Annotated in this window: 17 protein-coding genes; 13 read left to right on the forward strand and 4 right to left on the reverse strand. The window is 61.1% G+C overall.

Features of this window, described 5'->3' with window-relative positions; genetic code table 11:
• Positions 1 to 41 precede the first annotated feature (41 nt).
• From EJD88_RS18030 to EJD88_RS18075, 10 genes are all read left to right on the forward strand, one after another.
• Entirely contained in the window at positions 42 to 563 is a 522-nt protein-coding gene (locus tag EJD88_RS18030) for a fimbrial protein (RefSeq protein WP_099586340.1), read from the forward strand.
• Between the two features lie 51 nt (positions 564 to 614).
• Entirely contained in the window at positions 615 to 1,175 is a 561-nt protein-coding gene (locus EJD88_RS18035; RefSeq protein ID WP_099586339.1) for a fimbrial protein, read from the forward strand.
• Positions 1,176 to 1,195: 20 nt separating this feature from the next.
• Positions 1,196 to 3,799, forward strand: coding sequence for an outer membrane usher protein (locus EJD88_RS18040; protein WP_158878667.1), 2,604 nt, complete (start codon positions 1,196 to 1,198; stop codon positions 3,797 to 3,799).
• A complete protein-coding gene (locus tag EJD88_RS18045) occupies positions 3,796 to 4,554 on the forward strand; it encodes a fimbria/pilus periplasmic chaperone (protein WP_158878643.1) in 759 nt (252 codons plus the stop codon). The genes EJD88_RS18040 and EJD88_RS18045 overlap by 4 nt, the downstream gene beginning before the upstream one ends.
• A gap of 25 nt (positions 4,555 to 4,579) precedes the next feature.
• Positions 4,580 to 5,161 carry a fimbrial protein gene (locus EJD88_RS18050; protein WP_158878644.1) on the forward strand — a complete coding sequence of 194 codons (582 nt, stop codon included), beginning with the start codon at positions 4,580 to 4,582 and terminating at the stop codon, positions 5,159 to 5,161.
• A gap of 10 nt (positions 5,162 to 5,171) precedes the next feature.
• A complete protein-coding gene (locus tag EJD88_RS18055) occupies positions 5,172 to 5,666 on the forward strand; it encodes a fimbrial protein (protein ID WP_158878645.1) in 495 nt (164 codons plus the stop codon).
• A gap of 13 nt (positions 5,667 to 5,679) precedes the next feature.
• Complete coding sequence (locus EJD88_RS18060; protein WP_158878646.1) at positions 5,680 to 6,159, forward strand: fimbrial protein; 480 nt, start codon at positions 5,680 to 5,682, stop codon at positions 6,157 to 6,159.
• A gap of 11 nt (positions 6,160 to 6,170) precedes the next feature.
• Positions 6,171 to 6,719, forward strand: a complete 549-nt coding sequence (locus EJD88_RS18065) for a fimbrial protein (RefSeq protein ID WP_158878647.1) — start codon at positions 6,171 to 6,173, stop codon at positions 6,717 to 6,719.
• A gap of 127 nt (positions 6,720 to 6,846) precedes the next feature.
• Entirely contained in the window at positions 6,847 to 7,815 is a 969-nt protein-coding gene (locus EJD88_RS18070) for a fimbrial protein (RefSeq protein WP_099586333.1), read from the forward strand.
• A 93-nt stretch (positions 7,816 to 7,908) separates the two neighbouring features.
• Entirely contained in the window at positions 7,909 to 8,865 is a 957-nt protein-coding gene (locus EJD88_RS18075) for a DMT family transporter (RefSeq protein ID WP_158878648.1), read from the forward strand.
• Here the strand turns inward: EJD88_RS18075 and EJD88_RS18080 are convergent.
• Positions 8,862 to 10,250 carry a class II fumarate hydratase gene (locus EJD88_RS18080; RefSeq protein WP_099586331.1) on the reverse strand — a complete coding sequence of 463 codons (1,389 nt, stop codon included), beginning with the start codon at positions 10,248 to 10,250 and terminating at the stop codon, positions 8,862 to 8,864. The genes EJD88_RS18075 and EJD88_RS18080 overlap by 4 nt on opposite strands.
• Before the next feature lie 180 nt (positions 10,251 to 10,430).
• On the opposite strand from EJD88_RS18080, the gene EJD88_RS18085 reads away from it, so the two are divergent.
• The 3 genes from EJD88_RS18085 to EJD88_RS18095 all read left to right on the forward strand — a co-directional run bounded on the left by EJD88_RS18085 (position 10,431) and on the right by EJD88_RS18095 (position 14,093).
• On the forward strand, positions 10,431 to 10,946 hold the full coding sequence (locus EJD88_RS18085) for a DUF2059 domain-containing protein (protein ID WP_099586330.1): 516 nt from the start codon (positions 10,431 to 10,433) through the stop codon (positions 10,944 to 10,946).
• 6 nt (positions 10,947 to 10,952) lie between these two features.
• Positions 10,953 to 11,246, forward strand: a complete 294-nt coding sequence (locus EJD88_RS18090; protein ID WP_099586329.1) for a BolA family transcriptional regulator — start codon at positions 10,953 to 10,955, stop codon at positions 11,244 to 11,246.
• A gap of 123 nt (positions 11,247 to 11,369) precedes the next feature.
• Entirely contained in the window at positions 11,370 to 14,093 is a 2,724-nt protein-coding gene (locus EJD88_RS18095; RefSeq protein ID WP_158878649.1) for an RHS repeat-associated core domain-containing protein, read from the forward strand.
• 161 nt (positions 14,094 to 14,254) lie between these two features.
• Here the strand turns inward: EJD88_RS18095 and EJD88_RS18100 are convergent, their stop codons facing one another.
• The 3 genes from EJD88_RS18100 to EJD88_RS18110 are packed head-to-tail and all read right to left on the reverse strand — an operon-like array spanning position 14,255 to position 26,369.
• Positions 14,255 to 18,745, reverse strand: coding sequence for a SpvB/TcaC N-terminal domain-containing protein (locus EJD88_RS18100; protein WP_158878650.1), 4,491 nt, complete (start codon positions 18,743 to 18,745; stop codon positions 14,255 to 14,257).
• The gene (locus tag EJD88_RS18105; RefSeq protein ID WP_158878651.1) at positions 18,742 to 23,544 is read right to left on the reverse strand and encodes a neuraminidase-like domain-containing protein; all 4,803 of its coding nucleotides are present in this window, start codon (positions 23,542 to 23,544) and stop codon (positions 18,742 to 18,744) included. The genes EJD88_RS18100 and EJD88_RS18105 overlap by 4 nt, the downstream gene beginning before the upstream one ends.
• A 44-nt stretch (positions 23,545 to 23,588) precedes the next feature.
• Positions 23,589 to 26,369 carry a Tc toxin subunit A gene (locus EJD88_RS18110; protein ID WP_256673693.1) on the reverse strand — a complete coding sequence of 927 codons (2,781 nt, stop codon included), beginning with the start codon at positions 26,367 to 26,369 and terminating at the stop codon, positions 23,589 to 23,591.
• Positions 26,370 to 26,596 lie beyond the last annotated feature (227 nt).

A 26,596-nucleotide genomic window follows, 5' to 3' on the forward strand; every position in this document is an offset into this window, starting at 1 on the left:
CCGGGCGCCTTTAATGACATTTGTTAAGTGGGAGTCTGTGAATGAAAACCAAAATGAAAGTTGCGCTGTTGGCTGGCGGTCTGTTGGCGGGCTCGGTGTCCGTTGCTCAGGCGGCAGATGGTACGGTCACGTTTTTGGGGTCAGTCCACTCGGGCGCTTGTTCCATCAAGCCGGACTCTGTCGACCAGACCGTGCGCCTGGGTGCGATTGCAAAGCATCAGTTGCAAGCGGGTGGCAAGTCTGAGGCCCGGCGTGTATTGATCGAGCTTGAAGGCTGCGATCTATCCGACCTCACCGATAACACCGTGACCACCACATTCACCGGTGCACCCTCCAGCGTTGTGCCTGGCGCGATCGGTACGGTCGGTGGCGCAGGCGGCGTGGGCATCATGATGACCCACGGCGGCGACCTGGTTCAGTTGGGCGTTCCTACCGCCCCGCAGATCATCTCCACTGGCGACAACACGCTGGAGTTCGGTGCCTACGTGCAAGGCGCCGCGACGGCCCCCATCATTCCTGGCGATTTCAGCGCCATCACCAATTTCACCTTGGCTTATCAGTAAGTTTCCCCCCCCGTCACCCAGTGTGGCGGGGGACGCTGACGGGAGTTCCAGGTGAAAACATTCATACGTTTCGCTCTCGCTTCTTCCTTGACGACCCTTATCAACCCCTGCGTTTTCGCTCAGGTGTCTTCGCAGGGCGAAGGGGTCGTGCTGTTAGGGGGAGAGGTTGTTGACTCAGCCTGCGGGCTGGAACTGGGCAATGCCGATCAAACCATCGAGATGCCGCCGGAGCCGGTTGGCCGGCTGTTACGCAACGCGCGTGGGGAGGACCATCCCTTCCAGTTGCGTCTGGTCAATTGCTCATTGACTCGTCCGGACCCGTTGCGCCCAGGGCAAACCCTGCCGGATTGGGAGCATATGCGAGTGACATTTGACGGCCCTACCGACAGGTCCGGGCTCTCCTTTGCTGTCTTTGGCGCCTCGCAGGGCGTTGCCTTGCACATTGTGGACGCTGCTGGCGAAGAAAGTATTCCCGGGCAGCGCATGACGCCGACTCCGTTGAGAGAGGGCGATATGACACTCAACTACAGATTCTTCCTGGTCGGTAATGGATTGCCGCTGGTGGTGGGGGCCCACAGTGCCGCAGTGCGGTTCAAGTTGGAATATTTTTGAATATTGACGGGCAGGCTTTCATGTTGAATACAGCGAAGATTAAAAATACGCTGCGCCCTGGTCTGTTTGGCGGGCTGATGTCACTGGCGGGAACTGCATTGGGTGGCGCAGATATCGAGTTCAATACCGACGTTCTCGACCTGATTGATCGCACCAATATCGACTTGTCTCAATTTGCGCGCAGCGGGTTTATTTTGCCCGGCACGTATTCGATGGTAGTGCACATCAACGGCCAGCCTATTGCGGAACAACCGGTGGCGTTCTATCCCCCCGATGAAGATCCCAAGGGCAGTCAGGCCTGTTTATCCCGCACACTTGTGGAACAGTTGGGCCTGAAAGTTTCCGATGCCAGCAAACTTATATGGTGGAAGGACGGGGAGTGCCTGGAAATTCAAAGTATGCCCGGCATGGAGGTCACTGGTGATCTGGCCAGTTCCACGCTGAGCATCAACCTGCCACAGGCGTATCTTGAGTACAACGCCACTAATTGGGATCCACCCTCCCGTTGGGATGAGGGGGTCGCGGGGGTGTTGATTGACTACAGCCTGACGGCGCAGTCCAACTACCAGAGGGGCGATGGCAGTCGCAGGAACCTCAGTGGCAACGGCACCGTCGGGGCCAATGCTGGCGCCTGGCGCTTGAGGGCGGATTGGCAGGGGCGTGTCGAAAGTGGTCGGCAAGAGGCGGCAGGGCCTCAAAAGCTGGAGTGGAGCCGCTACTACGCGTATCGCGCAATTCCTTCGCTGAAGGCGCGTCTGCTGGTGGGCGAGAACTACCTGTATTCGGATCTGTTTGACAGCTTTCGTTTTACCGGTGCCGCGCTCAACTCCGATGAGAGCCAGTTGCCGCCCAACCTGCGTGGTTACGCGCCGGAAGTGGTTGGGGTAGCCAAAACCAATGCAAAAGTCATCATCAGTCAGCAGGGGCGTGTGCTTTACGAAACCCTGGTCGCGGCAGGTCCGTTTCGTATTCAAGACTTGCAGGACGCGGTAACGGGCAAGCTGGACGTGCGTGTGGAGGAACAGGACGGCACGGTACACAGCTTCCAGATCGATACGGCAGGTGTCCCCTACCTGACGCGGCCCGGGCAAGTTCGCTACAAATTGGCGGCCGGGCGACCGTCCAATCTTCAGAACGGCTCTGATGGGGACTTTTTCGGTACCGGAGAGTTTTCCTGGGGGATCAGCAACGGCTGGTCGTTGTTTGGCGGCGCAGTGAGCGATAACAACTATCGGGCGTTATCCGTTGGGGCGGGGCGCGACTTGCTGGCGTTCGGGGCCGTCTCGCTGGACGTGACGCAGTCCCATGCGAGCGTGTGGGGCGAGACGCTCTCGGGCAAATCCTATCGCCTTCAATATTCCAAGAACTTTGAAGAGTACGACAGCCAGGTGACCTTCGCCGGTTACCGGTTTTCCGAGAAGAATTTCTTGACCATGAGTGAATACCTGGATGCCCGGTATTACGGGTTGAACGGCGAACTTGGCGGGCGCGGGGATTACCGGGATCCCGATGAGGGGTGGAGGCCTATTGGCGGCAGCAAGGCGCTGTATACGGTGACGGTCAACAAGCAGCTGCGTGACATGAGTGCGACGGTCTACGCCAGCTACCATAAACAAACCTACTGGGACCGGCCGGACACTCAGCGTTGGAACCTCTCGCTGTCGCGGTACTTCAACGTGGGCTCGGTTAAAAACATGAGCCTGTCCATGAATCTGTTTCGCACCCAGGAATACAACTACCGCGACAACGGGATGGCAATCACGGTCAGTCTGCCATTGGGGCGTTCCGGCACATTGTCGCTGGATGCCAACAGGACCGCCGGCAAAAACGGCGGTGCAGCGCGCTACAGCGATCGCCTCGATGAGCGCAACAGTTATCAGCTCAGTGCCAGCGACACGTCCGTCAGTGGTTACCTGAACCACATGGGCGACCGGGCCGACATCGATCTAAGCGCCAGCACCCAAGAGGGCGACTCCAGAACCCTCGGTGTGTCTGCGCGGGGTGGCGGCACGCTCACGGCCTACGGCGCTGCGTTGCACCGGACCACGAGTACGGGCGGTACTCGCCTGATGATCGATACCGGCGGTGTGCCCGATGTTCCAGTGCGCGGTTACGGCTCACCGACGCGCAGTAACGCGTTCGGCAAAGCGGTCATCGCCGATATCAGCAGCTATCAGCGTACGGCGGCCAGTGTTGATCTGGAGCGCTTGCCGAGCAATGTCGAAGCGACTCAATCCGTCACGCAACTCACGCTCACAGAGGGGGCGATTGGTTATCGCACGCTGGATGTGATTGCCGGGGAAAAGGCCATGGCCGTTCTGCGTCTTCCAAATGGCAGCTCACCGCCCTTCGGCGCGACAGTGAAGAACCTGAAACAACAGGACACCGGGATTGTGAATGACGGCGGCCATGTCTACCTGAGCGGTATTCGGGCCGGCGAGCAAATGGTCGTCAGTTGGGGCGGTGATGAGCGATGCGTCCTCACGCTCCCGGTCATTTTGCCCGCTGATGGCTTGACCGATGCCCTGCAACTGCACTGCCAGCGCGTAGCCGCTGCCCCATCCTCGCCCGAGCCGGCCGCGATGACCGGCCAGCCCAACGATACGGAGAACACAGCCTCATGATGCTTGACACACGCTTTACCTCCAGCGCCCTGTTGCTGCTGGCACTGGGCTTGAGCCAAAGCGCCAGCGCCGCAATCGGCCTGGATCGTACCCGAGTGATTTTCGATGGTGGCAAAGACGCTACCAGTGTGAACATCACCAACAACAATAAGCAGTTGCCGTATTTGGCCCAGGGCTGGATCGAGGACGAGTCGGGTAACAAAATCACCTCGCCCTTGATCGTGCTCCCACCAGTTCAACGATTGGAGCCCGGCAAACAAAGCCAGGTGAAAGTCCAGGCGTTGCCGGCGGCCAAGTCGTTACCGCAGGATCGAGAGACGGTCTATTACTTCAACTTGAGGGAAATCCCTCCACGCAGCGATAAGTCCAACACGCTGCAGATCGCGTTGCAGACCCGCGTCAAGCTGTTCTACCGACCGCAGGCGATCACGCCAAGCCAGCAGGACTTTTCCAACCCTTGGCAGCAACGATTGACCCTCACCCGAGAGGGCGATCAATACCGGGTCAATAACCCTACGCCTTACTACGTGACCCTGGTGGATGCGCGCAGCAGCAAGGATGGCAAGACCGTGCCGGGCTTCGCGCCCCTTATGGTCCCGCCCAAAGGTGCGATGACGCTGGGGCCGACGGCCACTGCATTGGGCGCCACGCCTCACCTGACCTACGTGAATGATTACGGCGGTCGTCCCCTGCTGGTCTTCACCTGCAGTGGCGGCACCTGCAACGTGAACGTGCAGGCTATATCGCCTGAATAAGTCTTGCCTGCTGCTGGAGAACGTTATGACCTCGCAACGTGTGAAAGTCCTGGGCGGCCTGCTGTGGGTCCTGGCGGTGGGGGCGCATGCCGAGGATGAAGAGGATATCGAAGGCATGAGTGGGCTGCTCAATGTACTCGGCGCCATGCATGAATCGCCGTGCAGTGTGGAGATGGCATCACTGCATCAGACGGTTGACCTGGACGCTGTGTCGACCAGCCAGTTGCAGCGGCCGGGTGACCAGGCGCCGGCCAAGGCATTCCAGCTGCGTTTTACCGATTGTCAGCGCACCGCAGGCCGGGTGCGCAGCGAACGTACGGGGAACCTGACATGGAGTGCCTACCAACCCGTGCTGTCGGTGGCGTTCAGCGCGCCTGCCGATGCGCAGGATTCACGGCTGGTCAGAGTCCAGGGCGTCACCGGGATGGGCCTGCTTTTGACCGATGCCCTGGGCCGTGATGTGCAGTTGGGTTCAAGGGGCGAGCCGCTGTTCTTGCCCGTTGGCCGAAACACCCAGACCTGGAATGTTCGGCCCACGCGCACCGCTGCGCCGTTGACCAGTGGGGTTTTTCGGGCCGTGGTGGAATTCAGGCTCAATTATGAGTAAGGGCAGAGCAATGGCGAAATCAATTGGCCCGCTGGCCATTTTTGTCGGCAGCAGCATGCTGTGGGCTGTCAGCCAGGGTGTGCAGGCCGAGACCAGCCTGACCGTCCGTGCGGTCATCGTTGCGCCACCGCCGTGTGTCATCAACGGTGGCAGTACGTTGGATGTGCCGTTTGGCAATGACCTGCTGACGTCACGGGTTGACGGGGTCAACTATCGGCGGGACGTGCCTTACACCGTTACCTGCGGCGCACCGTTCAGCAACGCGATGACGCTGGAACTCAAGGGGGCGGGAGCGGCGTTCGACAGCCGTGTGCTCCTGACCCGCAAGCCGGACCTGGGGGTAAAGCTGTTTGTGAATGGCGCCGACTGGCCGCTCAATACCGCGGTGAATTTTACGCACCCCAACTTTCCGGTGGTGCAGGCGGTGCCTGTCAAACGCGCGGGCAGCACACTGACGGGCGGGGCGTTCGATGCCGCCGCCACCCTTGTGGTCGAATACCAATGAAGAGGAACGATCAATGAGCGATTGGCAGCGGCGAGCGTTGCTCGCCTTGTGTTCCCTTGGCCTTTGCGGTGGTGCGTCAGCCAATTTGACGTTCAGTGGAACGCTCAACGAGCCTCCTCCCTGCACGATTGATGCGGGGAACACGATTGAAGTCGATTTTGGGGATGTCGGGGTACAGCGCGTCGACGGCGAGAAATACCGTAAGGGCGTTGGTTACACCATCAGTTGTGGTACCGACACACTGCCGTGGGTCTTGAAATTGAGCGTCAACGGCACCTCAACGACGTTTGATGGCGCCGCTGTGCAAACCAGCGTGCCTGAGTTGGGCATTCGGATTTTCCAGGACAACCTGCCGTTTGCGCTCAATAAGCCGCTGAACATCACCCTGTCATCACCGCCGACATTGGATGTGGTCCCGGTGAAACGGCCAGGTGCCATTTTGACGCCCGCCAGGTTTTCGGCGGTGGCCACGTTGTTGGCCGAATACCAGTAGGAGTTGAGTCCATGGGACATGAAATGACGCTGAAGTGCTGGTCCTGTGTCGGGCTGATATTTCTGCTCACCTTCGGCCTGATGCCTCAGGGGCGGGCGGCAGACAACCTGAGTTTCAAGGGCAACCTGGTTGAGCAGGCCTGCACCATTCGGCCCGGCGACGAGGCGATCACGCTGGAACTCTGGAATTTGACCAGCAAGCATCTGTACCTCAACACCCGTTCACAGGGAAAGGGGTTCAGGCTGCACCTGGACGACTGCAATACCACGGTCGGCAACACGGTCACCATCATGTTCGGCGGCAGGGAAAACACGGCGCTTCCCGGCTTGCTCGCGCTGGACGGTGGCAGTGGTGCCTCGGGTATCGGGGTGGGTATCGAGACGCTGAGCGACAAGCCGCTGCCCTTGAATGCCGTCAGCGACAAACAGGTGCTGAGCAATGGCAATAACGTGATCGAGCTCAAAGCCTATGTGCAGGGGGAGCCGGACGCCATCCGCGACCAAACCATAGGGCATGGCGCGTACACGGTGACCTCCACGTTTACGTTGGATTACCCGTAGCTGCGAACCGCCATTTATAGGTTGAAAACAGCCTCAGATAAACCTCAACTCTCTGCCAGGCGGCTTAAAACCCGGACGTAAGTTTGCGTTGGGCGGTGCCTGGGGGGAGGGGCAACGAGAGATCAAAATGAAACGACTATATGGAGCCGTTGTGCTTCTCGTCTTGATTGGTGTTACTACGACCGTGAGAGCAGCCGATTGCCGGGTAAATGGTGGACAGTGGGTACACGTAGGGGCTGGTGGTACTCTGAACCTGCAGGTCCCTGTAACTGTCCGATTGGACTCGGATAGTACCCGTGTCGTGCTGGACGGGGCCAGGTTGGAGTGCCGATTCACTCCCGGTCAACCGTTCCCTTCGTTTGTGGATTTCTGGAGAACCTCAGCGCTAGCCGGTGCTCCTTGGACGCCCGGCCCAAAATTCGCTAGCCAAGGCACTGGCTTACGAATAAACGGAGCGTACTTGAACACCCCTGTCCCGTATGAAATACACCTGGCCTCCATGCCCAACAACGGGGTGGGTGTCCCGATCAATGCAACACCTTATATTTTGATACGCAACAACCCGACTAACCCGATTGACGTGCGCATAGGGGACGTTCTTGGTGTGTTACGACTGCGCCAGACTAATAATTACGCCTCCACGAGTACGGTGCTTGTACTCACGTACACCGCTGCCAACAACTTCAGTATTTCTCCGTCAACCTGCACGATCAATAATAACAACCCTATCGAAATCAACTTCGGCAACGTACACCAGCGAGCAATCGGCACCGACCCGCTGACATCGACCATTGTCAGCAACCGCAGACTCACCTACTCATGCCCGGACGGTGGGATTAACACACCGATCACCATTACCTACAAAGGCATTTCAACGGGGTTTGACTCGCGCCTGCTGAGGATGACCAACCCCGACGTGGGCACCGCCCTTGTCCGTGCGGGTTCTGCGGTTCAAGTGAACGGTTCGTTCCTGACCCGCATCACCAACAGCGTGGGCGGCGACGACGTCACGTTTTCCCTGGTCCGGCGAAACGGCTCCCTGCCGACCCCAGGGGCGATCAGCGGCAGCGGTGTGCTGGTGATGGGGGTGCCATGACGCCTGCGCGAGGGCAGGTTTTGCGGCAGTACCCAAAGGGCACTGCATACCCCTAGAATGCGTGCTCCTACACCTCTGGCTTTTGGGGCACTCATGCACATCTCCTCCGGCCGCTGGGTCTACGGTTTTCTCCTGACCCTGCTGACCGCATTCCTCTGGGGCATTCTGCCGATCAAACTCAAGCAAGTGCTGCAAGTGATGGACCCGGTCACCGTCACCTGGTTTCGCCTCACCGTGGCCGGTGCGTGCCTGTTCGTTTACCTCGCCGCGACCAAGCGTTTACCCAGCCGCAAGGTGCTCGGCCCCAAGGGCGGCTGGCTGGTAGCGATGGCCGTGTGCGGGCTGGTGGGTAACTACGTGCTGTATCTGGTGGGCCTGAAGCTGCTCAGCCCCGGCACCGCCCAGTTGGTGGTGCAGATGGGCCCGATCTTCTTGATGATCGCCAGCGTGTTTGTGTTCAAGGAGCGTTTCAGCTGCGGGCAAGTGCTGGGGTTGTTCGTCTTGATCGCGGGGTTCGGCTTGTTCTTCAACCAGCGCCTGGAAGAATTGCTGACGTCCCTCGGCGCCTACACCGCCGGCGTGCTGACGGTCCTGCTCGCCACCTCGGTCTGGGTGTTCTATGCCCTGGGCCAGAAGCAATTGTTGACGGTGTGGAATTCGCTGCAAGTGATGATGGTGATCTACCTCACCTGCGCCTTGTTGCTCACGCCTTGGGCCCATCCGCTGGAGGCGCTGCAACTGAGTCCTCTGCAAGGCTGGCTGCTGCTGGCGTGCTGCATGAATACGCTGGTGGCCTACGGCGCGTTCGCCGAAGCCCTGGCCCACTGGGAGGCCTCGCGGGTCAGTGCGACCTTGGCGCTCACGCCGCTGGTGACCTTTGTGGCGGTGGCCCTGGCGGCCTGGCTGTGGCCGGATTACGTGCAGGCCGAAGAGATCAACGCCCTGGGCTATGTCGGGGCGCTGGTGGTGGTGCTGGGTTCGGCGGCTGTTGCGCTGGCGCCGTCGCTGCTCGCCGGGCTCAAGGCCCGGCGGCTGCGTTTGGCGTCTTAATGCCCGGCTTCCAGCATGTTTTCCGGGCGTACCCACTGGTCGAACTCTTCGTCAGTGAGGTAGCCCAGTTCCAGCGCCGCTTCCCGTAGCGTCAGGCCTTCGGCGTAGGCTTTCTTGGCGATCTCTGCCGATTTGTCGTAGCCAATATGCGGGTTGAGCGCGGTCACCAGCATCAGCCCACGCTCCAGGTGTTCGGCCATTTGCGCGGCATCGGGCTCAAGGCCCGCGATGCAGTGTTCATGGAAGTTGTTGCAGCCATCGGCCAGCAGGCGGATCGACTCCAGCAGGTTGTGAATGATCACCGGCTTGTACACGTTCAACTGCAAATGCCCCTGGCTCGCGGCGATGCCGATGGTCACGTCGTTGCCCAGCACCTGGCAGGCCAGCATCGACAGCGCTTCGCACTGGGTCGGGTTGACCTTGCCGGGCATGATCGAACTGCCCGGCTCATTGGCCGGCAGCTTCACTTCCGCCAGCCCGGCGCGCGGTCCGGAACCCAGCAGGCGCAGGTCGTTGGCGATTTTCATCAGCGCCACCGCCAGGGTTTTCAGCGCGCCGTGAAGGGTTACCAGCGGCTCATGGCCGGAGAGCGCGGCGAATTTGTTCGGCGCGGTGACGAACGGCAGCCCGGACAGTGCCGCCAACTCGGCGGCAATCGCCTCGCCGAAACCATGGGGCGAATTGAGCCCGGTGCCGACGGCCGTGCCGCCCTGGGCCAGCTCACACACCTGGGGCAAGGCACTGCGGATGGCGCGTTCGGCGTAGTCGAGCTGGGCGATAAACGCCGAGAGTTCCTGGCCGAACGTGATCGGCGTGGCGTCCATCATATGGGTGCGGCCGGTCTTCACCAGCTTCATATGCCGTGCGGCCTGCTCGGCCAGACCGCCGGAAAGCGTGGCGATCGCCGGTAACAAGCGTTGGTGGACAGCCTGCACCGCCGCAATGCTCATGGCCGTCGGGAAGCAATCGTTGGAACTCTGGGAGCGGTTCACATGATCGTTCGGGTGGACCGGGCTCTTGCCGCCGCGTTGGTTGCCTGCCAGTTCGTTGGCACGACCGGCGATCACTTCATTGGCGTTCATGTTGCTTTGAGTGCCGCTGCCGGTCTGCCACACCACCAGCGGGAACTGGTCGTCATGGGTGCCGGCGAGCACTTCGTCGGCGGCCTGTTCGATCAGGCGGGCGATGTCGGCGGGCAGGTCGCCATTGCGGTCGTTGACCCGTGCGGCGGCCTTCTTGATCAGGGCCAGAGCGTGCAATACCGCCAAGGGCATGCGCTGCTCACCGATGGCAAAGTTCACCAGCGAGCGTTGGGTCTGGGCGCCCCAGTAAGCATCATCCGGGACGCTCACGTCTCCCAGGCTGTCGGTTTCGATACGGCTCATCGGGCACTCTCCTTGAAGTCAGTTAGCGCAGTTTAGGCCGTGATCGGCCAGGTGGGTTCCCTAAAAGACTTTTCATCGGGCAATCCGCGCCCGACAAGGCTCGGGGTTGAGCCGCGAGGTTTTTTAGGCGCAGAATGGGCGCCCTTGGGGTCTTACCTCGCCAGCTAGAAAGGAAACTCGATGACTCGTCTTCGTGCCATCTGTACCGCGGTTGCTCTGGTTTGCGCCAGCGGCCAGGTTTTTGCCGATACCGCCAGCCACAACGCCAGTGCCGAAGCCTTCCTGACCCTGGCCCATGCCGACAAGCTGGGTACCCCGGTGTACATGCAAGTGCAGCAGATGTTCGCCCAGCGTTTCGAACAGACCAAGGCGCCAGCCGCCAAGCAGTCCGTTCTGGACAGCTACCAGGCCAAGGCCAACGCCGCCCTGGACCAAGCCATCGGCTGGCCGAAGCTCAAGCCGGACATGGTCAAGCTCTACACCACCAACTTCAGCGAATCCGAGCTCAAGGACCTGGTTGCGTTCTACCAGTCGCCACTGGGCAAGAAAGTTCTGGAAAAAATGCCGCAACTGACCCAGCAATCGGCCCAGATGACCCAGGCCAAACTGGAAAGCGCCGTACCGGTGGTCAACAAGCTGTTGGAAGACATGACCAACGAGCTGTCGCCCAAAGCTGCCCCGGCCAAGAAGAAGTAAGCAGGAATGACCATGCAACAGCGTATCGAAACGGCGCTCGCCGCCCTGGACCCGCAACACTTGAGCGTGCTGGATGAAAGCCACATGCACAGCCGTGGGTTGCAGACCCACTTCAAGGCCGTGCTGGTCAGCCAACAGTTCGAGGGGCTCAACCGCGTCAAGCGCCACCAGAAGGTCTACGCCACCCTGGGTGACCTGATGAGCGAATTTCATGCGCTGGCGCTGCATACCTACACCCCTGAAGAGTGGGTGCAAATCGGCGCGGCGCCTGCTTCGCCGACCTGTGCTGGCGGGCATTAAACCCCCGCCCTGGCTTCAACCGGCAGCCGCCGGTTGAAGCGGGCTGCCATAACCCGCTACCTCTTTTTCCTTTCCTTGATCCCTAGGCTCTGCTGACCATAGTGCAACTTGGGTCATGTGATCATGTCTGCTTCACTCCATCGAAACACCCCCACGATTGTGGCGTTCGACCCCCGCGGGTTAACGGTCCGCACCCTGGCCTATCATCGCGCCAACGCCCAGACTGAACCGCAGCCGCGTATCAGTCGCCAGGTGTATGGCGCCAGCGGTTTTGTGCAGCAACAGTGGGATCCGCGTCAGTATGCCGCGAGTGCCCAGGCGCCCCGGGCACGGGCTTGCGAAACCCTGGTCCACAGCCTCTCCGGGACGACGCTTTTGCGCGACAGTGCGGACGCCGGCCGCCGCCTGATGCTGCTGAGCGAGGCGGGGCAATTGCTGCGTACCTGGGACAACAGGGGCGCCTGTCAACGCTACGCCTACGACACGTTGCAACGCCCGGTCGCCGTATTCGAACAGGCGGCCGACGAGCCTCGCGAGCGGTGTGTCGAGCGCCTCACATACGCGGGGGCCACCCCCGAAGCCGCAGCGCTGAACAGCTGCGGTCGCCTGGTCCGGCATGCCGACCCTGCCGGTACCCTGCTGATCAATGCCTATGCGATTGACCAGAGCGAGCTGCAGCAAACCCGGCGCTTTCGGCTTGATGCCGCACCGGTCGACTGGCCTGCAACGGTCGAGGCGCAGGATCTGCTGTTGGAAAGGGCGGCATACACCACCACTCGTCGTTATGACGCTGTGGGTGGATTGCTGGAGCAGATCGATGCAAAGGGCAATCGCCAGCATCGGACCTATGGGCTGCATGGGCGTCTCAAGGCTCTCGCCATCACCCCTGAGGGTGGCGTGCGCAACCTGCTGCTGCACGAGCGCGCGTACAACGCCAACGGGCAGCTGACCTTCGAACGGGCCGGCACCACGCTGATCAAGACCCTGCGTTATGCCCCGCAAAGTGCGCGGCTCTTGCAGATGAAGACCTATCGTCAGGGCGAAGCCGACAAGCCCTTGCAGGACCTGGCGTACACCTACGACCCTGTGGGCAATATCCTCAGCCTCAGCGACCGGGCACAGCCCACGCAATGGCACAGCAACACGCGCATCGAGGCGCGCAACCGTTATGAATACGACACGCTGTACCAACTCACCCTCGCCACGGGGTGGGAAAACGCCCGCAGCACGGCGGGTCAGGCGCCGCCGCCGCAGGTGTTGTTCGGAGCGACGGATGATGGGTTGTGGCGCCCTTACACCCAGCGTTACACCTACGACGAAGGTGGCAACCTGACGCTGGTGCGCCATGCCTCGGGCACTGGGTCCGGTTATACCCGACGCATGACCCTCGCCCCCGACAGCAATCGCGCCGTGCCCGGCGACTCGCCGCCTACCGCTGCGGCGTTTGATGGCAATGGCAACCAGCGCATGCTGGGCAGCGGCCAGCAGATGGTCTGGAATGTGCGCAACCAGTTGGCCTACGTGACCCAGGTCGTGCGCGCGGAGGGCGAGCCGGACGTCGAGGCCTACCTCTACGATGCCCAGGGCCAGCGTGTACTCAAGGTCAGGCGCAATCAGGTCGGCGACACCTCGCATACCCAACGCACCTATTATTTGCCGGGCCTGCAGATGCACTGGCGCAGGGGCCAGCGTCTCAACCTGCTGGACCTCGACGTGGAGGGCAGTCGAGTGACGGTGCTGCAATGGGAGCATGGCCGCCCCGATGGCCTGGACGCCGAGCAGGTTCAGTTTCACGTGCTCGACCATCTCAACAGCAGCCTGTTGGTGGTTGACGAGCAGGGGCGGTTGCTGAGCCAGGAAGGCTACTACCCTTATGGCGCGACGTCATGGAGCGCCAGCAGGACGGCGATCCAGGGCGACGACAGGCTTTACCGGTATGCGGGCAAGGAGCGCGACGCCACCGGGCTGTATTACTACGGCGCGCGGTATTACGCGCCCTGGCTGCAGCGCTGGATCAGCCCGGACCCGGCGGGGGATGGGGATGGCTTGAATCTGTACGCCATGGTGAAGGGCAACCCCTTGCGTTTCACCGATGCATGGGGTGGGCAGGCGACGTTTGGTGAGCAGTTCCAGCCCAGCCGGGGCGACATGATTTTTGGACTGAGTGCTGCGGTGACCCACTACAGGAGCTTCTGGTCGAAGCTGACTGCGCGGGGGGATATTCTGGCGGCGTATTTTTCTGGTCCCGATGTGGAGCGGTGGACAGGTGGATTAGCGAGCGCGTTGAGTGAGTTCGGGCGTTTTCGAGAAATGGGCACACCCGAACCCCAAGAGCGCGACACCGGACGTGAGCGCACTCTTGCCATTCAAGTTTCAGCGGTTGCGCGACAGTTCTATCAAAATATTCTGGCGCGTTATTCAGGTTGTTCATCAACCACCGCCAATCGGCAGTTCGTCAGGCGTTTTGTCGAAGAACTGGCTGAAAGCGCTTATTCGTTTACCACGACTGTACGTCAGCACATGGGCCATGGGCTGAGGGCGATTCAAGAAAAGGTGATCAGCCGCAGCAGCAAGTCGGCACTGGCAACCCTGACGAGCCCGCAGAGCAGGGCGGTGGTGCATTTTGCGCTGGAGGGAGTGGATATGGAGGCAGTGATTCGCAAGACCCGGCGCTCGGTGACCGGTTCCGAACTGCGCTGGCTCTACCGGCATCGCCAGCAACTGGCAGGCAGGGTGATTTTCTATCGAGGCCAGCAGCGTGTCGATGCGCCCTGGGACACACATGCGTCAGCCTGGAAAGTCTACCGTCCACGCAGCGCCGCTGTGCGAACGGCCGCCCGGCGCTGACTACACATTTCGAGTGAACCCCTTATGTAGCAGCTGCCGAGCCTTGGCGAGGCAGCGTGGCGTACGTATTGACACCCCGCGATCTGCGGGGCGCCAACGCAGCCTCGCTTGCGCTCGACAGCTGCTTGTAGGAAGAAGTGCGGATACCGGTGCCATTCGGGTCAAGTGCCGCCGGCCGTTTCCTCCCAGGTGTCGTTTTCATCCTCGCTGACCACATACCATCCGCAATGGCGCATGCGCTTTATCGCGCCGTTGGCGGTCTCGGTGCGTATGGCACGCCCCAGGGCATCATGGAATTGCCGGTCGCTGTGGGCGATGTCACGTAAGGCGCGACCGTGGCTGTAAGAGGGGCGGCTGGCGAAGTAAGGGCGGTAGATGCGCGTCATCGCGTCCTGGTGGTTGTATTCGACGCGTTCGTCGACGCACCAGCGCGGGTTGGCGTGCACCTGGTTGATGACCCCGTGTTCAGCGCTCACCTCTCCGGTGGGCAGGATCAGGCAAGCGTCGCCCGGCTCGGTTTGGTGCACGCGCTGCAAGGGGCGACCCCTGCCATCCCAATAGGTGAGGCTGAGGCGCACAGTGCGTTCGGGGTCGTCGGGATAGCGGTCGGCCAAAAGCGTCAGGCGATGGGCCGGCTCTCGGCGTGCCTGGGCAATCAAGGTGGCGAGCCGTTGGGTGTCAGCGTGGGTTATTTGCGCCGGGTTGCTTGCGCGCAATCTGGCTTTGGCGCGGATCTGTCCACCGGGCAGCAGATAACCCTTAGTCACCCATTCGTCTCGCCTATCGGCCTCGGCGATCGTGCCCATCCAACTGAGTGCCGCGTAAAAATGCGCACTGGCCGCCTGCCCAAGGCAGCTTTGAGGGGTCTCAATGGCCTGTTCGACAGTGGTGTCCAGCAACCGCGTGCTCTGCGGCAAGGGTCCGAAGCCTTGGGTCTTGCCTGATTCGCGTCCCTCATAGCGTGTAGCGATCAGTCGGCCGAAGCCGTCATACAGCGCCTGCTGCACGGTGCCATTGGCGTCGGTGAGGCTGACCGGCAGCAGCAGCCGGTAATCATGCTCGGCTCGGCTGACGCAACCGTCGGCCTGCTGTACCTGGGTGACCTGGCACCCGTATGGGTCGTAGGTCAGCGTGGTTTCACCCAGGGCTTGCGTCAGGCGCCAGCTGTGCAACTGGTAAAACCCCGTTGCGTCCAGATACCGAGACCTGTGTTGGCACATCGACCAGAGCTGCGGTGGCGCCTGTTGTTCGGCGTCGCCGATAGAGAAAAATACGCTCATCGGGCGATAGCCGATCTGTTGCAACTGGGCCGTGAGTTTCCAGGGCGCCTGGCCGGGCATTTGCGGTATCGCCTGGTAAGCCTGCAGCGCCTCGGGTCCCAGTTCAGCGGTTTCCAGGCCGTCGCTCAGGGCCTGCAGCGTGGCAGTGCCGGCCTCCAGCGCATGACCGCCGGGCCCGGCTTCGCGGTAATACTGGACCGACAGCCCGCTCAGCACCCGTGGCGCCTGCGGCCCTAACGGCCCGGAGCGCCGGTCGATAAAGTGTTCATAGGACAGCGCCGAACCGCTCAGCCCACCTGGCTGGCCTTTGGGCAACACCCAGGCGTTGTCACGCTGGCGATAGGGCAGGCCCAGGCGCCATTGCGAGTCTTGTGTCAGATGAATCCACTGCGCCAGGGTTTCGTTCAGGTAATAGGCTTGTTGCGCCGGGTCATGGCTGTCGCGCCACCACTGTTGCCGATGGCCGTCATCCAGGGTGGCGGGCGGAGCGTCGTCGGCGGTCTTGTTGCGTGCCAGGTGCACGGTGACGCTGTGGACCAGGCTGCCAAACGCATCCCAGCGCAGGTTGATCTGCTGTTTGCACACGGGGTCATCGGGTACTTCGTCGTATTGGCAGTCGATGGATTCCACGGGCAATACCAGCATGCGCGCCCACGGTTGCGTGCTGGCAAGCTGGCGTACCAGATAGCGATGCTGTTGCACCGAATAGGGCACATTCTGCGCGGCGTCATCGGCGAAAATTTCCTCGCGCAGCAGCACGCCTTTGAGCGCGTAGGCCGCGTCGTCCAGGGTCTCTGGCGTGGGGGCGGGCAATTGCACGTCGTTGTGGTCGGTGGGGTGCGCTTGCCCCGGCGCCTGATAACTGCACAACAGGGTTTTACCCAGGCTGATCGCTTGTAAATCATGCTGGCTGTAGCCAGCAACCGGCATATCCAGCGCTTGGCCGGTATGGAACCAGCGCTTGGCCAGGCGTCGCGTTTGCGTCGCGCCGTCAGCGGCGGTCTCGGTGTCGGTCTGGAGGATCAGGCCGAAGCCCTGGAAGGCCCGCTCAACGGCGTTGTAATACGCCTGTCGGTAACTGAAACGCCGCTTCAGGGTGCTGTCGTTGATTTCGTCGTGCTGGGTTTGACGGCTGACCACAGGCATGGCCACCGGCGATTGGCTGATGACCGGGTTGCCCTGGTCTTTGCACTGTTTTTTTTCGTCCAGCCATTCCTGGGCGCTGCTGCGGTAGAACACCCTTGACCGGTTGCCGAGGTGGTGGGTGGTGTACGCGAGCAGGTAGGGCCGGTCGGTGTAGAAGTCATAGCGCCAATGGCGAGGCTGTGGGTGCATGACGCTGATGATCAGGCTGGGGCAGCCCAGGCCGTTCAAGTCGGCCAGGCTGACCTGGCTGAGTGCGTCATACCGCACGCCTTCGGGCCATGACAACACGCGGGGCGTGATGTCGAAGCGGTTGCCGCCCTGGTTGCTGAAAATGCGCAGCTCATCGGGCGTCAGGTACAGCAGGTCGGCGCCGCCATAGCCATCCAGGTCCGCCAGCACTACGTGGGCGGCGTCGAACGTCTCGTGGTCGAAGGGCAGGTTTGCCAGCACAAAACCCTTGCCGAATCGACCACGCCCCAGGTTGGGCCAGCATTCAATCCGGTCGTGGCGGATGCGCACCAGATGCTGCTGACCACTGCCGAGGACATCGCTGAAACCGACCCATTCCCGGTTTGAGCGGGAGACGGTGGGCAGCGCGTCATCGGCTGGCGCGTGGGGCACGTCGACACCCGGGGCGAACCCGGCGTGTTGGCGGTTGGCATACAGGCGCACGCTGCGCGGACCGACCAGGGCCAGGTCGTTATTGCCGCGGCCCATCAGGTCGCCGAAGACCGCGTCGGGGTGAAAATACTCCTGGGGGAGTGCGTCGAAGCCGATGAAACCTGACCAATTGAGCTGGGCGCTCAGGCTGAAAAAACCTCTGAGGCCGGGGCGGCCGCTCACCCAGTCGAGGCGCCCGTCACCTGTGACATCGGTCAGTTGCTGGCGCATGGGATAGGCGCTGTCCGCCGTCGGGATTGCGGGGATTTTCCGGGCGGTGCCGTAGCTCACCTCATCTGCCGCGGCGGATTCGGCCCGTTGCGGTTCGCGGTAGTACCAGGCCTTGTCGGAGCGGTACAGGATGCCCGGCAACCCTTCACCGTACAGATCGACCAGGTGATAGCGCTGGCCGTCGTTCAGTCCGGGGAAGTCGTCAAGGCGTTGGAACCGCGCGGTATCAAGCTTGAGGTCGACTTTCTGGTACAGGCATTCGAGGGGGGGCAGGCTGCTGATCCTGCCGTGCCGGTCGATGGCATGTTCGTGGGTGGCGAGCAGGAGGTTCACACCATTGCGCAGCGTCTGGTATTCAAGCACCACGCGCTTGACCAGCACCGGTGAGCCGCCCAGTTGCGCTTCGTCGGGAAAATGATGAAACAGCAGCACCTGCCGGCACAGGCGCAAGGTTCGGCATTCGAAACCGTCGGAGAAGCTGGAGAAGGGGTCTTTGCGCAGCGTCCAGGGCGTGTCCGGTGCGTAGGACGGCACCTTGTCCAGATCGGCGGTGCGTTGCCCGTAGTCGAACAGCAACTGGAAGTGCCAGCCCCTGGATGCAGCCTCGTCGGTTTCAAGCAGGTACAGACGCTCCTTGTCCCGAGCGGTGAAATTCCCGTAGCAGACCTTGTCCAGGTAGCGCTGGGCGCGGCAGTCGCGTGGCGCGCGCGACGTCTCGGTTTCTTGTGTGTAGTGATAGTAAATGTGCTCACCGTGGGCACTCAGGCTTTCCTGCAAGAGCCACTGTGCGACGTGTTCAGGCTGGTCCGGGTCGGCAATCCGCGCGGCGGCCGTTTTGCCATAGAGGTGCTGGCTGCCGTCGGCACTGTGAATCAACCAGAACCCCGTCGGGTCGCCCGCCGATTGCCAGCGCTCAATGCGATCAAACTCACGCTCGGCCCTGCGCCAATAGCGGGTCACGGCGTAACGGGTAGCGGCTTGCCCAGTCTCGTGGCGGCTGATCGGGTTGCCCTTGGCGTCCTGTTCGGGCAGCAGGGGCTGGCCATTGGGGCCTATAAACCGGTCGTGGTCGGTGTAGGCCGGCACGCCCAGGGAGGTTTGCCGGCTCACCGTGTTCACGGGGACCGTCCAGCCCATTCCGAATGGGCTGTTACCCGCTGCGCTGTGGTACGCCAAGGTCATGGCGGGAGCGAAGCCGCGCGCCGCAGAAACGGGCAGGGGGATTTCAAGCGTTGCGCCACCGCTCAAGCCGATATCGCCCCAGCCCTTGCTCGTGGCCTGAATCGAGGCGCCGTCCTTGGGCAGCGCCGGGGCGTTGATGGGCGTGCTGTTCATAAGCGCTCACCCTTGCCTGTTGCCCTGGCGGTGTAGCGCACGTGAATCACGATGTCGTTGATCGACTCCAGCATGGCTTTCTGCCGGGCCGGTTCGGGAAACATCAGGGTCCAATTGGAAATGGCGCCGGTGTATTCGAACGGCAGGTAACGATCATTGCCTTCGAACATCAGCGTGAACAGCCCGTTGTCATCCAGGCCGGTAGACAGGGCGATTTGCTGGTGCGCGCGAACATCCTTGCGCGAGACCCCGTTGGGCAGTTCGATTTCGTTACCGGTCTGGGTCAGGAGCGCCCTGATGTCCTGATAGGGGCCGAGTATCGCCGGCAATGACACGCTGATGCTCTTGATTCGCCGCAGCACGTGGCCGGGGTAGTCCTGGTCAAACAGCGCCTTGGTCAGCTTGAAGCCAAGCGTGCCTTTTTCAACCAAGTTGCCTTTATGCAGGCTCCACGGGTCCCGTGTGTCCACTGGCTGGGTGGCACCAAAACTGTTGACTTCGCATTCGCTCAAGCGATCGCGCAGGGACAGGGTTTTGACGATCTCCAGGTCGCGAACGTGATGGCTCAGGTAGTCCCGGTTCATGTTGAGCAGGGACAACTTCAGCGCCTCGCCTGCCAGATACCCGCGATAACTGTTATTCCAGGCGCCGGGCCTGATGAACGTGCGCTCGAAGTCCGCCATTTCATATTGCCAACAGGCTTCGGCCGCCTGGCACAGGGACAGGCACAGGTCATAGGCCTGGTAGAAAAACTGGCCGAGTTGGACATTGAGCCAATCGTAGAGTCGCGCCTTGGCAAAACGCTTGGTCAGCAATTGATAGCTGGACCACGCTTGCGCCAGCGAAGTCTCGACCAGGCGCAATTGCAGGCGCGTGGCTTTTTCCTGTTCGGCGTAGGCGTGTTGCTGCACGTCGATCTGGGCAAGTTCGAGGTGCGCTTGATCCCGTGCGAGGGTCCACTCCTGCGCACGCCGGTTGAACTGCTCGGTACGGTCGAGGTCGGCGGCGCTGCTGCGCATGGCGCCGGCGGCGCCCTGGGCCACGGCTTGCGCCGCATGGAAGGGGCCTTCCCAGCGCGAACCACCCACCGACGTGCCGACGATATTCGGCGCCAGCATCGCGACGCCCGCGGCTGCGCCGGCGATTGCGGCGGCGGCCTCGAAGCCGGCGCTGCGCAGGTGCAGCAGGCCGGCCTGAGCCTCCGCGCCGCTGACCCCTTCGGCGAGTTGGCGCTCGTAGTAATGCGCCCTTTGCTCAATGACCCGCCGGCCGGCAGCGAGCGCCTGGCGGTTTTTTTCGTCCAGCAATACGGCCTGCTGCTGTTGGCTCACGATGATATTGGCCAAGTCCCAGGCCTGCTGTTGTTGCAGCTCAAGCAATTCAGCCTGCTCCTTGCGTTCGTTGAGACTGAGCATCGTGTTGCCGAACTGGATAAGCGTCTCGGTGGCTTCTCTGGCGTGGCTCAGCATCACCTGGAAGCGATAGTGAGTGGACGGCGCAGGCGTCAATGACGCGAGGCTGTCCTGGTCCGGCGCGCCTTTGGCCTGGCTGACCAACAGCCGCTGGGGTGACAGTGGGGCGGCATACAGCGCCAGGCGCAGCGGCTTGCCGCTGATGTCCAGATTGTGCCGCAGGTTGTGCAGGCGGCTTTCCAGCTTGTCCCACCGCGCAACCAGCTCAGGGTTGAAGGGCAGGCACAGGTTGTCGGTGTCGGTCAGTAATGGCAACGAACACCCGTCAACGGCGAGGTTTTCGTCGATGTGCGGGCTTTGCCACTCAAGGCGTCTCAACGCGGTGGATTGGCTCTTTGCCAATGCATCCAGGGTGATGCTGGCCCAGGGCTCGACCTGTGTAATCCGCGGCCGAGCCTCCAGCAACTGATTGACGCGGGTGTACCAGAGCTTGGCCTGCGTCAGGCTGTCGGCGGTCAGTTGCCGGTATGCCGCATCGCCGCGATTGAGCAGGATATCGAGGTAAAACTGGTAGACCGCTTTACGCAAATGCACCGGCGCTGCCAACGCCAATTGATGGGGATCAGCGCTCGCTTCACCCGTAGCCTGATCGTGGCGCGTCAGTTCGCGAAAGCCCCAGTACGCGGGGCGATCACTGGCGGCGTCGGCGCTTCGTCCCGGGTCGAAAATGTAGTTGAGCCACGCCAGGGCCTCGACGTATTGCTGTTCATGATTCAGTCGGTGGGCCACCAGCCAGGGCAGGTAAAGGAACAATTCCCAGAAGTACTTGCCGTTGGCGCCCTGGAAGTCAACGTCCTGGGGCGGGCCATTGGCTGTCAGCGGCGGTTCTTGCCACTGCTTTGGCGTCAACGAGAACAGATGCTCCAGGCTGATGTTGGCGGCTTCTGCCAGTTTGCCGGCAAAGCAGGTATTCAAGCGGATGGCGGCCGGTGGGTCCTTGATCAGCGTGCTGGCGGAGAAGTCAATGAATTCGGCAGTGCCCAGCGCGTCTGAAGACAGCCGGGTGATGGTGGGTGCGCGTTGCCGCACCGGTGCGGCGCCGGGAATGGCGGCCGTGACGTTGATTGTGACGGCCTTGAGTGCATAGCCCAGGATCTGCGGCCCGTCTTCGCTGGGCCTGAGGGTCAATACGCCGTGGATCAGCGTGATCAGCGACTCAGTGGAATCTGGCACTGGAATGTGTGCGGTGACCCGATGCCCTGCCGGCAACTCCGGGCTCGATCCAGCCAGGCTGTCGTGGGCCGTGTCCTGGAAATTGAGGATACGGTTCGAGTTGGCATCAATGGTGTCGGTGAGTGGGTAGTCATCAAAGTTGGCGCTCATGATGATGTGTTTGTAGGCCCGCAGCGGGGAGGTGGTCACGTCTACATTTGTTAGCTTCAGCGCGTTTTGCAGATGCAAGCCTGTCTGTGGTTCCGCATAAATGCCGTAGCGATTGAGGGACACATGCATAGGGGTATGCGCGTGGGTAAAGAGATGCACAAAGGCCGATTTGTCAATGAACTTGCCCGCCAACGAAATTGATTCATTCGGCGCGGGTGTTGTATCGGCGGTGATCAAGAGTTTGTCTTTGTCGTGCACAAAGTTGGGGAACTCTTCATGGGTGAGCGAGTTTCTGAAGTACAGCGCATAAAAATCAGTTTTAAGTGTTTCTGCGGGGCCCGTAATGGCCGAGCCTTCGCCCAGTTCGAGCTGCATGGCTTTCGGGTCGTCAAGCGAAGATTGGGTCATCAAGGTGAGGGTGATACCTTCTTTTGTTAGCGTGACGCTGTAGTTTTGGCGAAAGTTGTCCTTGAGCGTTGAGGTAATAATCAGTTTGTTGGTGTTTGAGTCGAACGTTGGCGAGCCGGCAACTACCTCATCAATATGGGGTTGCTTGTTTTCAAAGTTCCAGTTGTCTTTCTCTGAAAAAGGCGCGTGCTGGTGTTTGATCGTGACATGCCGTTGGGTGTAAGGCGCAATCTTGAACTGCAAGTTACCTTTGTTGATATAACCAAAGTACGTGAAGTACTGCCGCGCCGTATCAGGCAGCAGTTCGCTGTAATACCCGTTGTGGTCGCTCGCTTCCCCGCGGAGCACGTTCTGTACTGTTTCGCGCTGGTTAAAATCGAAGGCTTCCAGCAGGCGACTGATCTCTTCGGACAGTTCTGACCCCGGCAGTACTTTGTAGCGCTCGGGACTGCCGCCGTCGGCGACTTTGGTAATGTTGAAATGCGGATCGAGGTGGACCGCCTGGAAAAATTTGCCGGTGAACGAGTCCTGCTGTTTTGGATCCTTGCGCATCGGCACATGCAGGCCCAGGAACAACGTGGCCGGTGAGTCGGCATCGACAATGGCGACGGTCTGGGTGACGGCTTTGAGAAACGCGGCCGTGCAGGCATTGACCTCCTCGGTTGCGCAGTGCTGATTGATGCATGCCAGGGGCACGCTCCAACGGTCATCGTATTTTTTGTAGGAATAATTAAGACGAAACCTGACGTAGTGGCTGTTGAGCCATTCGTCCAGGTGATTGTCGTCGTCGTCCTTGTTGCCAGGCGTCTTGAAGTTGCGGGTTGGTTCGGGCTTGACGCATTCGGCCCAGATTAAATACAGACGGTTATTGAGGAAGACCGGGCGGATGCTCTGCTCGACCGTGTCATCAGAGAGCGTCAGGTTGATTTTCTTCCAGTCCGACCAAGCCTGTATCGAGGGCTTGAGGGGATTGCTGGGCGAGCGTTTGGACAGGTCGAGCGAGCGCCAGTAATAGGCTTTTTCGGAGGTGGACTTACCGACAAAGTAATAGCGGCTGGTGTGCAGCTCAGAGGCATTGCCATCGATGTACCCATTCAGGGTGCGGATGTTGGCCATTTCCTCGAACCGGCCCAGGTAGCTCTGCACGGCGGTGAGCACCGTGTCTGGTTGCAGCCGGTATTGGCTCAGGTCGTTTTCCAGTTGCTGGAAACTGTCGGTCTTGTTACGGCGCAGCGTGGGGTCCAGATAATTGGCCGGGTGGTAGCGCAATTGCTGGCTGGCGCTCCAGAGAGGGTAGGCGTGCAGTTGTTCACGCCACACCTGGTCCTGCTGCGCGGTCATGCCTTGTTTTTCGTAACCCGGCTCCAGGCCCAGCTGGATGCGGGTGATGTATTGCTGAAGGCTGGCAATCGCGCAGGCCACCGGGCTGGTGGGCACAGCCTGGCTGACTTGCACGTCGAGCAGCCAGTACTCGTAGAGGTCGTCCGGGTTATTGATCTTGCCCTTTTGGGCGGCAGGTATTGTGTGCGCTAGGTAGTACGCCAGCATGGCGTCGCGCAGGCTTTCATTGAGGCGTTGATTGAGCACGTGAGACATGATCAGTCCTTGAACAGGTCGTGTAAGAGGGCTGCCAGGCAGCGTTATTGATGGGTACTGGTAAGCGCTTCGCCCACGGCCTGCCATTCATCGAACGTCGAGCCGCCGTGCAGGCCGCTGACCTCCAGCAGCTGTTCAACGGGCAGGCCGGTGTCGGCGCTGGCCTGGCGACAACGCAGGATCCATTCCAGACGTTCGACGGAGGTGACATGGGGGGGCTGCAAGGCGCGGCTCAAGACCTCGACTTCACTGGCGCTCCAGCCCAGCAACCGGGCGAGTTGGCTGTTGGCTTCGGCGCTGCTTGACTCCGGTGCGTCGGAAACGGCGTTGGCCTGTTTGAAGTAGTCCAGCAGTTGTTCTTCCGACACGCCGTAGTGGTCGATGCAGTGTTTGAACTGTTCCATCAAAAACAGGTTGTGCAGGGTCAGTTCGAGCAGTGAAGAGCGTTGATAGATGTCATTGAGCCAATGGGGATTGGCCAGCAAGTGGTCCAGCGCCTGCCGGCTGACGGGCAATTGCAGTAGATCCACGGCGTGAGGCAGCAGCAACACCAAGTGGCTGAGGGTTCGCAGCGGCGACCCGGCGGCTCCGGCGGGGGCGAGCAGGCGCAGTAAATGATCGTCTTCGTCGTATTTCAAATAGCGGATTTGATTGCCCTGCGCGTGGGGCAGGCTCTGCAGGGTTTGTTTGAGGTGAGCGTACAAAGGCCGTAAGTCGTGCTTGAGTGAGTCCAGGGTCGACAGCAGTGTGTCCTTGGCCTGCCTGATCAGCATGGACGCGTGGCTGCTGTTATTGCTCAGTTTGAGCGTGGCCAGGGCGTCATCGAGTGCGGCACTCTGGGATTTGCCCTGGCGCATCAGCTTCAAGGCGCGATGGGCGGTGGCTTCCCAATCAACCGCCGGCAAGCGCGGTTGTTCTTGCGCAGGTTGCGCTACGAAGGTGTGCTCTTTGAGCTTCGTTGAGAGCGATGGTTGTGGATGGCTGTTGAACACGTTGAGCAGCATGCCGACGCCCGGGTCCAGGCTCACCGGTTCCAGCAGTAGTTGGTGACGCACCCGTGCGAGGGTGCCGCCGTTGTTTTTGATCCAGCGACTGACCCAGTCCAGATGCATCAGTACATCGAGTACGTCCGGCGACCCTTTCAAGGTTGTGCGCAGTGTCGGTTTGGACAGTTGCTGCTGGTAGCCCCCCGGTTTGAGCAGGTGCAGCAGGTGTTTGCAGTCCATGAGCGACAAACCGAACAACCTTGCGATGCGCGCATGCCGATAGAGGATGCTGACCGTGACAACGGTGCGCCTGGGGTGCCGGTCGGCGCTGAGCACCAGTTGCAGCGAGTTCGGCGAGTCCTGCAGGCCCAGGCCGGCGCATAGCTGTTGCCGGGTCGTGGCGTCGAAGGGCTGTGAATCCAGTTGTAGAGGCGGCAGCGCCGAGTCGGCCGGGTTGAATACCTGATCGAACAACGACAGGCGCTCGCCCGAGGCGTCGACCGGCAATTGGTGCAGTATCGCGGCGAATTCTTCGGCTTGCAGCCCGTAGTTCGTGTGCAAATAACGATAAACCCCCAGCGCCCGCAGGGTGTTGTGGGTGATCAACAGCGAGGGGTTGGCGTCACCTTCGCAGCGCATGGCGCTGACCAGTAGCGTGTCGAGTTGGGCGAACGGAATATCCAGCCAGCGCTGTAGGCGAATCATGCGTTGCAGGCGATCGAAGCCTTCGACCGTGACATTCACAAGCCGGGCCGGACGGCTGCTGACCTGGTTGATCGCTGGGCCGGTCGGACCATTGATGTAGCAGGCCCCATACGCCATATCGGCGACCAGTAAGCAGTTAGGAGAGCGACGCGGCTTGTGGGTGGTCTGCGCGAGCAATACCTGAAGCGTTTCGGCATTGAGGCCGGTGAGGCGCAGGAAGTCAGCGACCTGTTCCGGGCCCTTGAGGTCTGCGTCTGGCTCCCAGTTGTAGTAGTCGTGATAAAAACCGAGGGCACCGGACGTACTTGCCAACGGCTGCTTGAGCAGGGCCTGTTGCTGTGGGCTCAGCCCGGATAATAGAGGCAGGGCGTCATCATGCTCGGCGATGACGTGCCCGTAGGCGTGCACGGCGCGGGTGGTGATGGGCAGCTTGCGGCTGATTCGGTAGTTCAGTTCACCCAGCGACAGCCCGCTTTCAGACAGCCCCAGCACGCACTGATGGTGATGGGCGTGATAGGGCAAGGAAAACGGATACCACGTGGTGCTCAAGAGCTGGCAGGCTTTTTTCTGATCGCCCCCGGTGAGATTGTCGAGCAGCGTCTGGTTGATGATCGACAGCATGGGGCGTTGGCCGGACACGCTGTGGGGGTTGATCTGCAGGTCCTTGAGGTCGGGTCGACGTTGCTCCAGTGTGGTCACTGCCGTGCCGTGGGCGTTTTTTTCCAGTTGCAGGGCGAACAGATACAGCGCCCGCAGATACGCCACGGGTGAGTCCATCGCGGCAATGGAGGTGCTGGCGCAAAAGTGTTGCCAGTCCTCCTTGAACAGGGCGTTGTAGGTCACGCCGCTGGTGGCCTTTGCGGGGGAGGGTGGCGATACCTGTTGCTCGCGAAACAGCGTTTCCAGTTGCGCGGCAGCGCTGCGGGCCTTGAGGTGCAGGCTTGTGGCATCGTCATCGGTGTGCTGGGCCACTTGTCTGGAAAACTCGGTTTCGGGCAGTCGGACGATGTCGAATACCGAATTGATGCTCAGCAGTTGCAAGGTGTCTTTCATGTCGCGGCGGCCGGGTGCCGGCGCCGGCGGCAGCGATTCATCGATCAGCCGGGCGAGCAGCGGGCTGCGTTCATCTTCCATGTACATGCGTCTCCATCGGTCCCACCGGCGGGTCCGGTGAGTGACGAGGGACGCTATCACGCAGGTTGCGAGGGCCGGGGTCAGCCGACGCCGCGACGACAGTGAGGAAATATCAACAAGCGTGCCGATGCCATCGAGACCAGGGATTTGTTAGAATGCGTTACGCGCCGCCAGTCGGCGCATTTTTTTTGCATCCGGTTCACCCTTTGCGAGGGTAGCCACCTGGA

Origin of the sequence: Pseudomonas sp. PB105 (assembly GCF_009764655.1) — a bacterium.
In the GTDB taxonomy this organism is placed as follows: Bacteria; Pseudomonadota; Gammaproteobacteria; order Pseudomonadales; family Pseudomonadaceae; genus Aquipseudomonas; species Aquipseudomonas cyclaminis.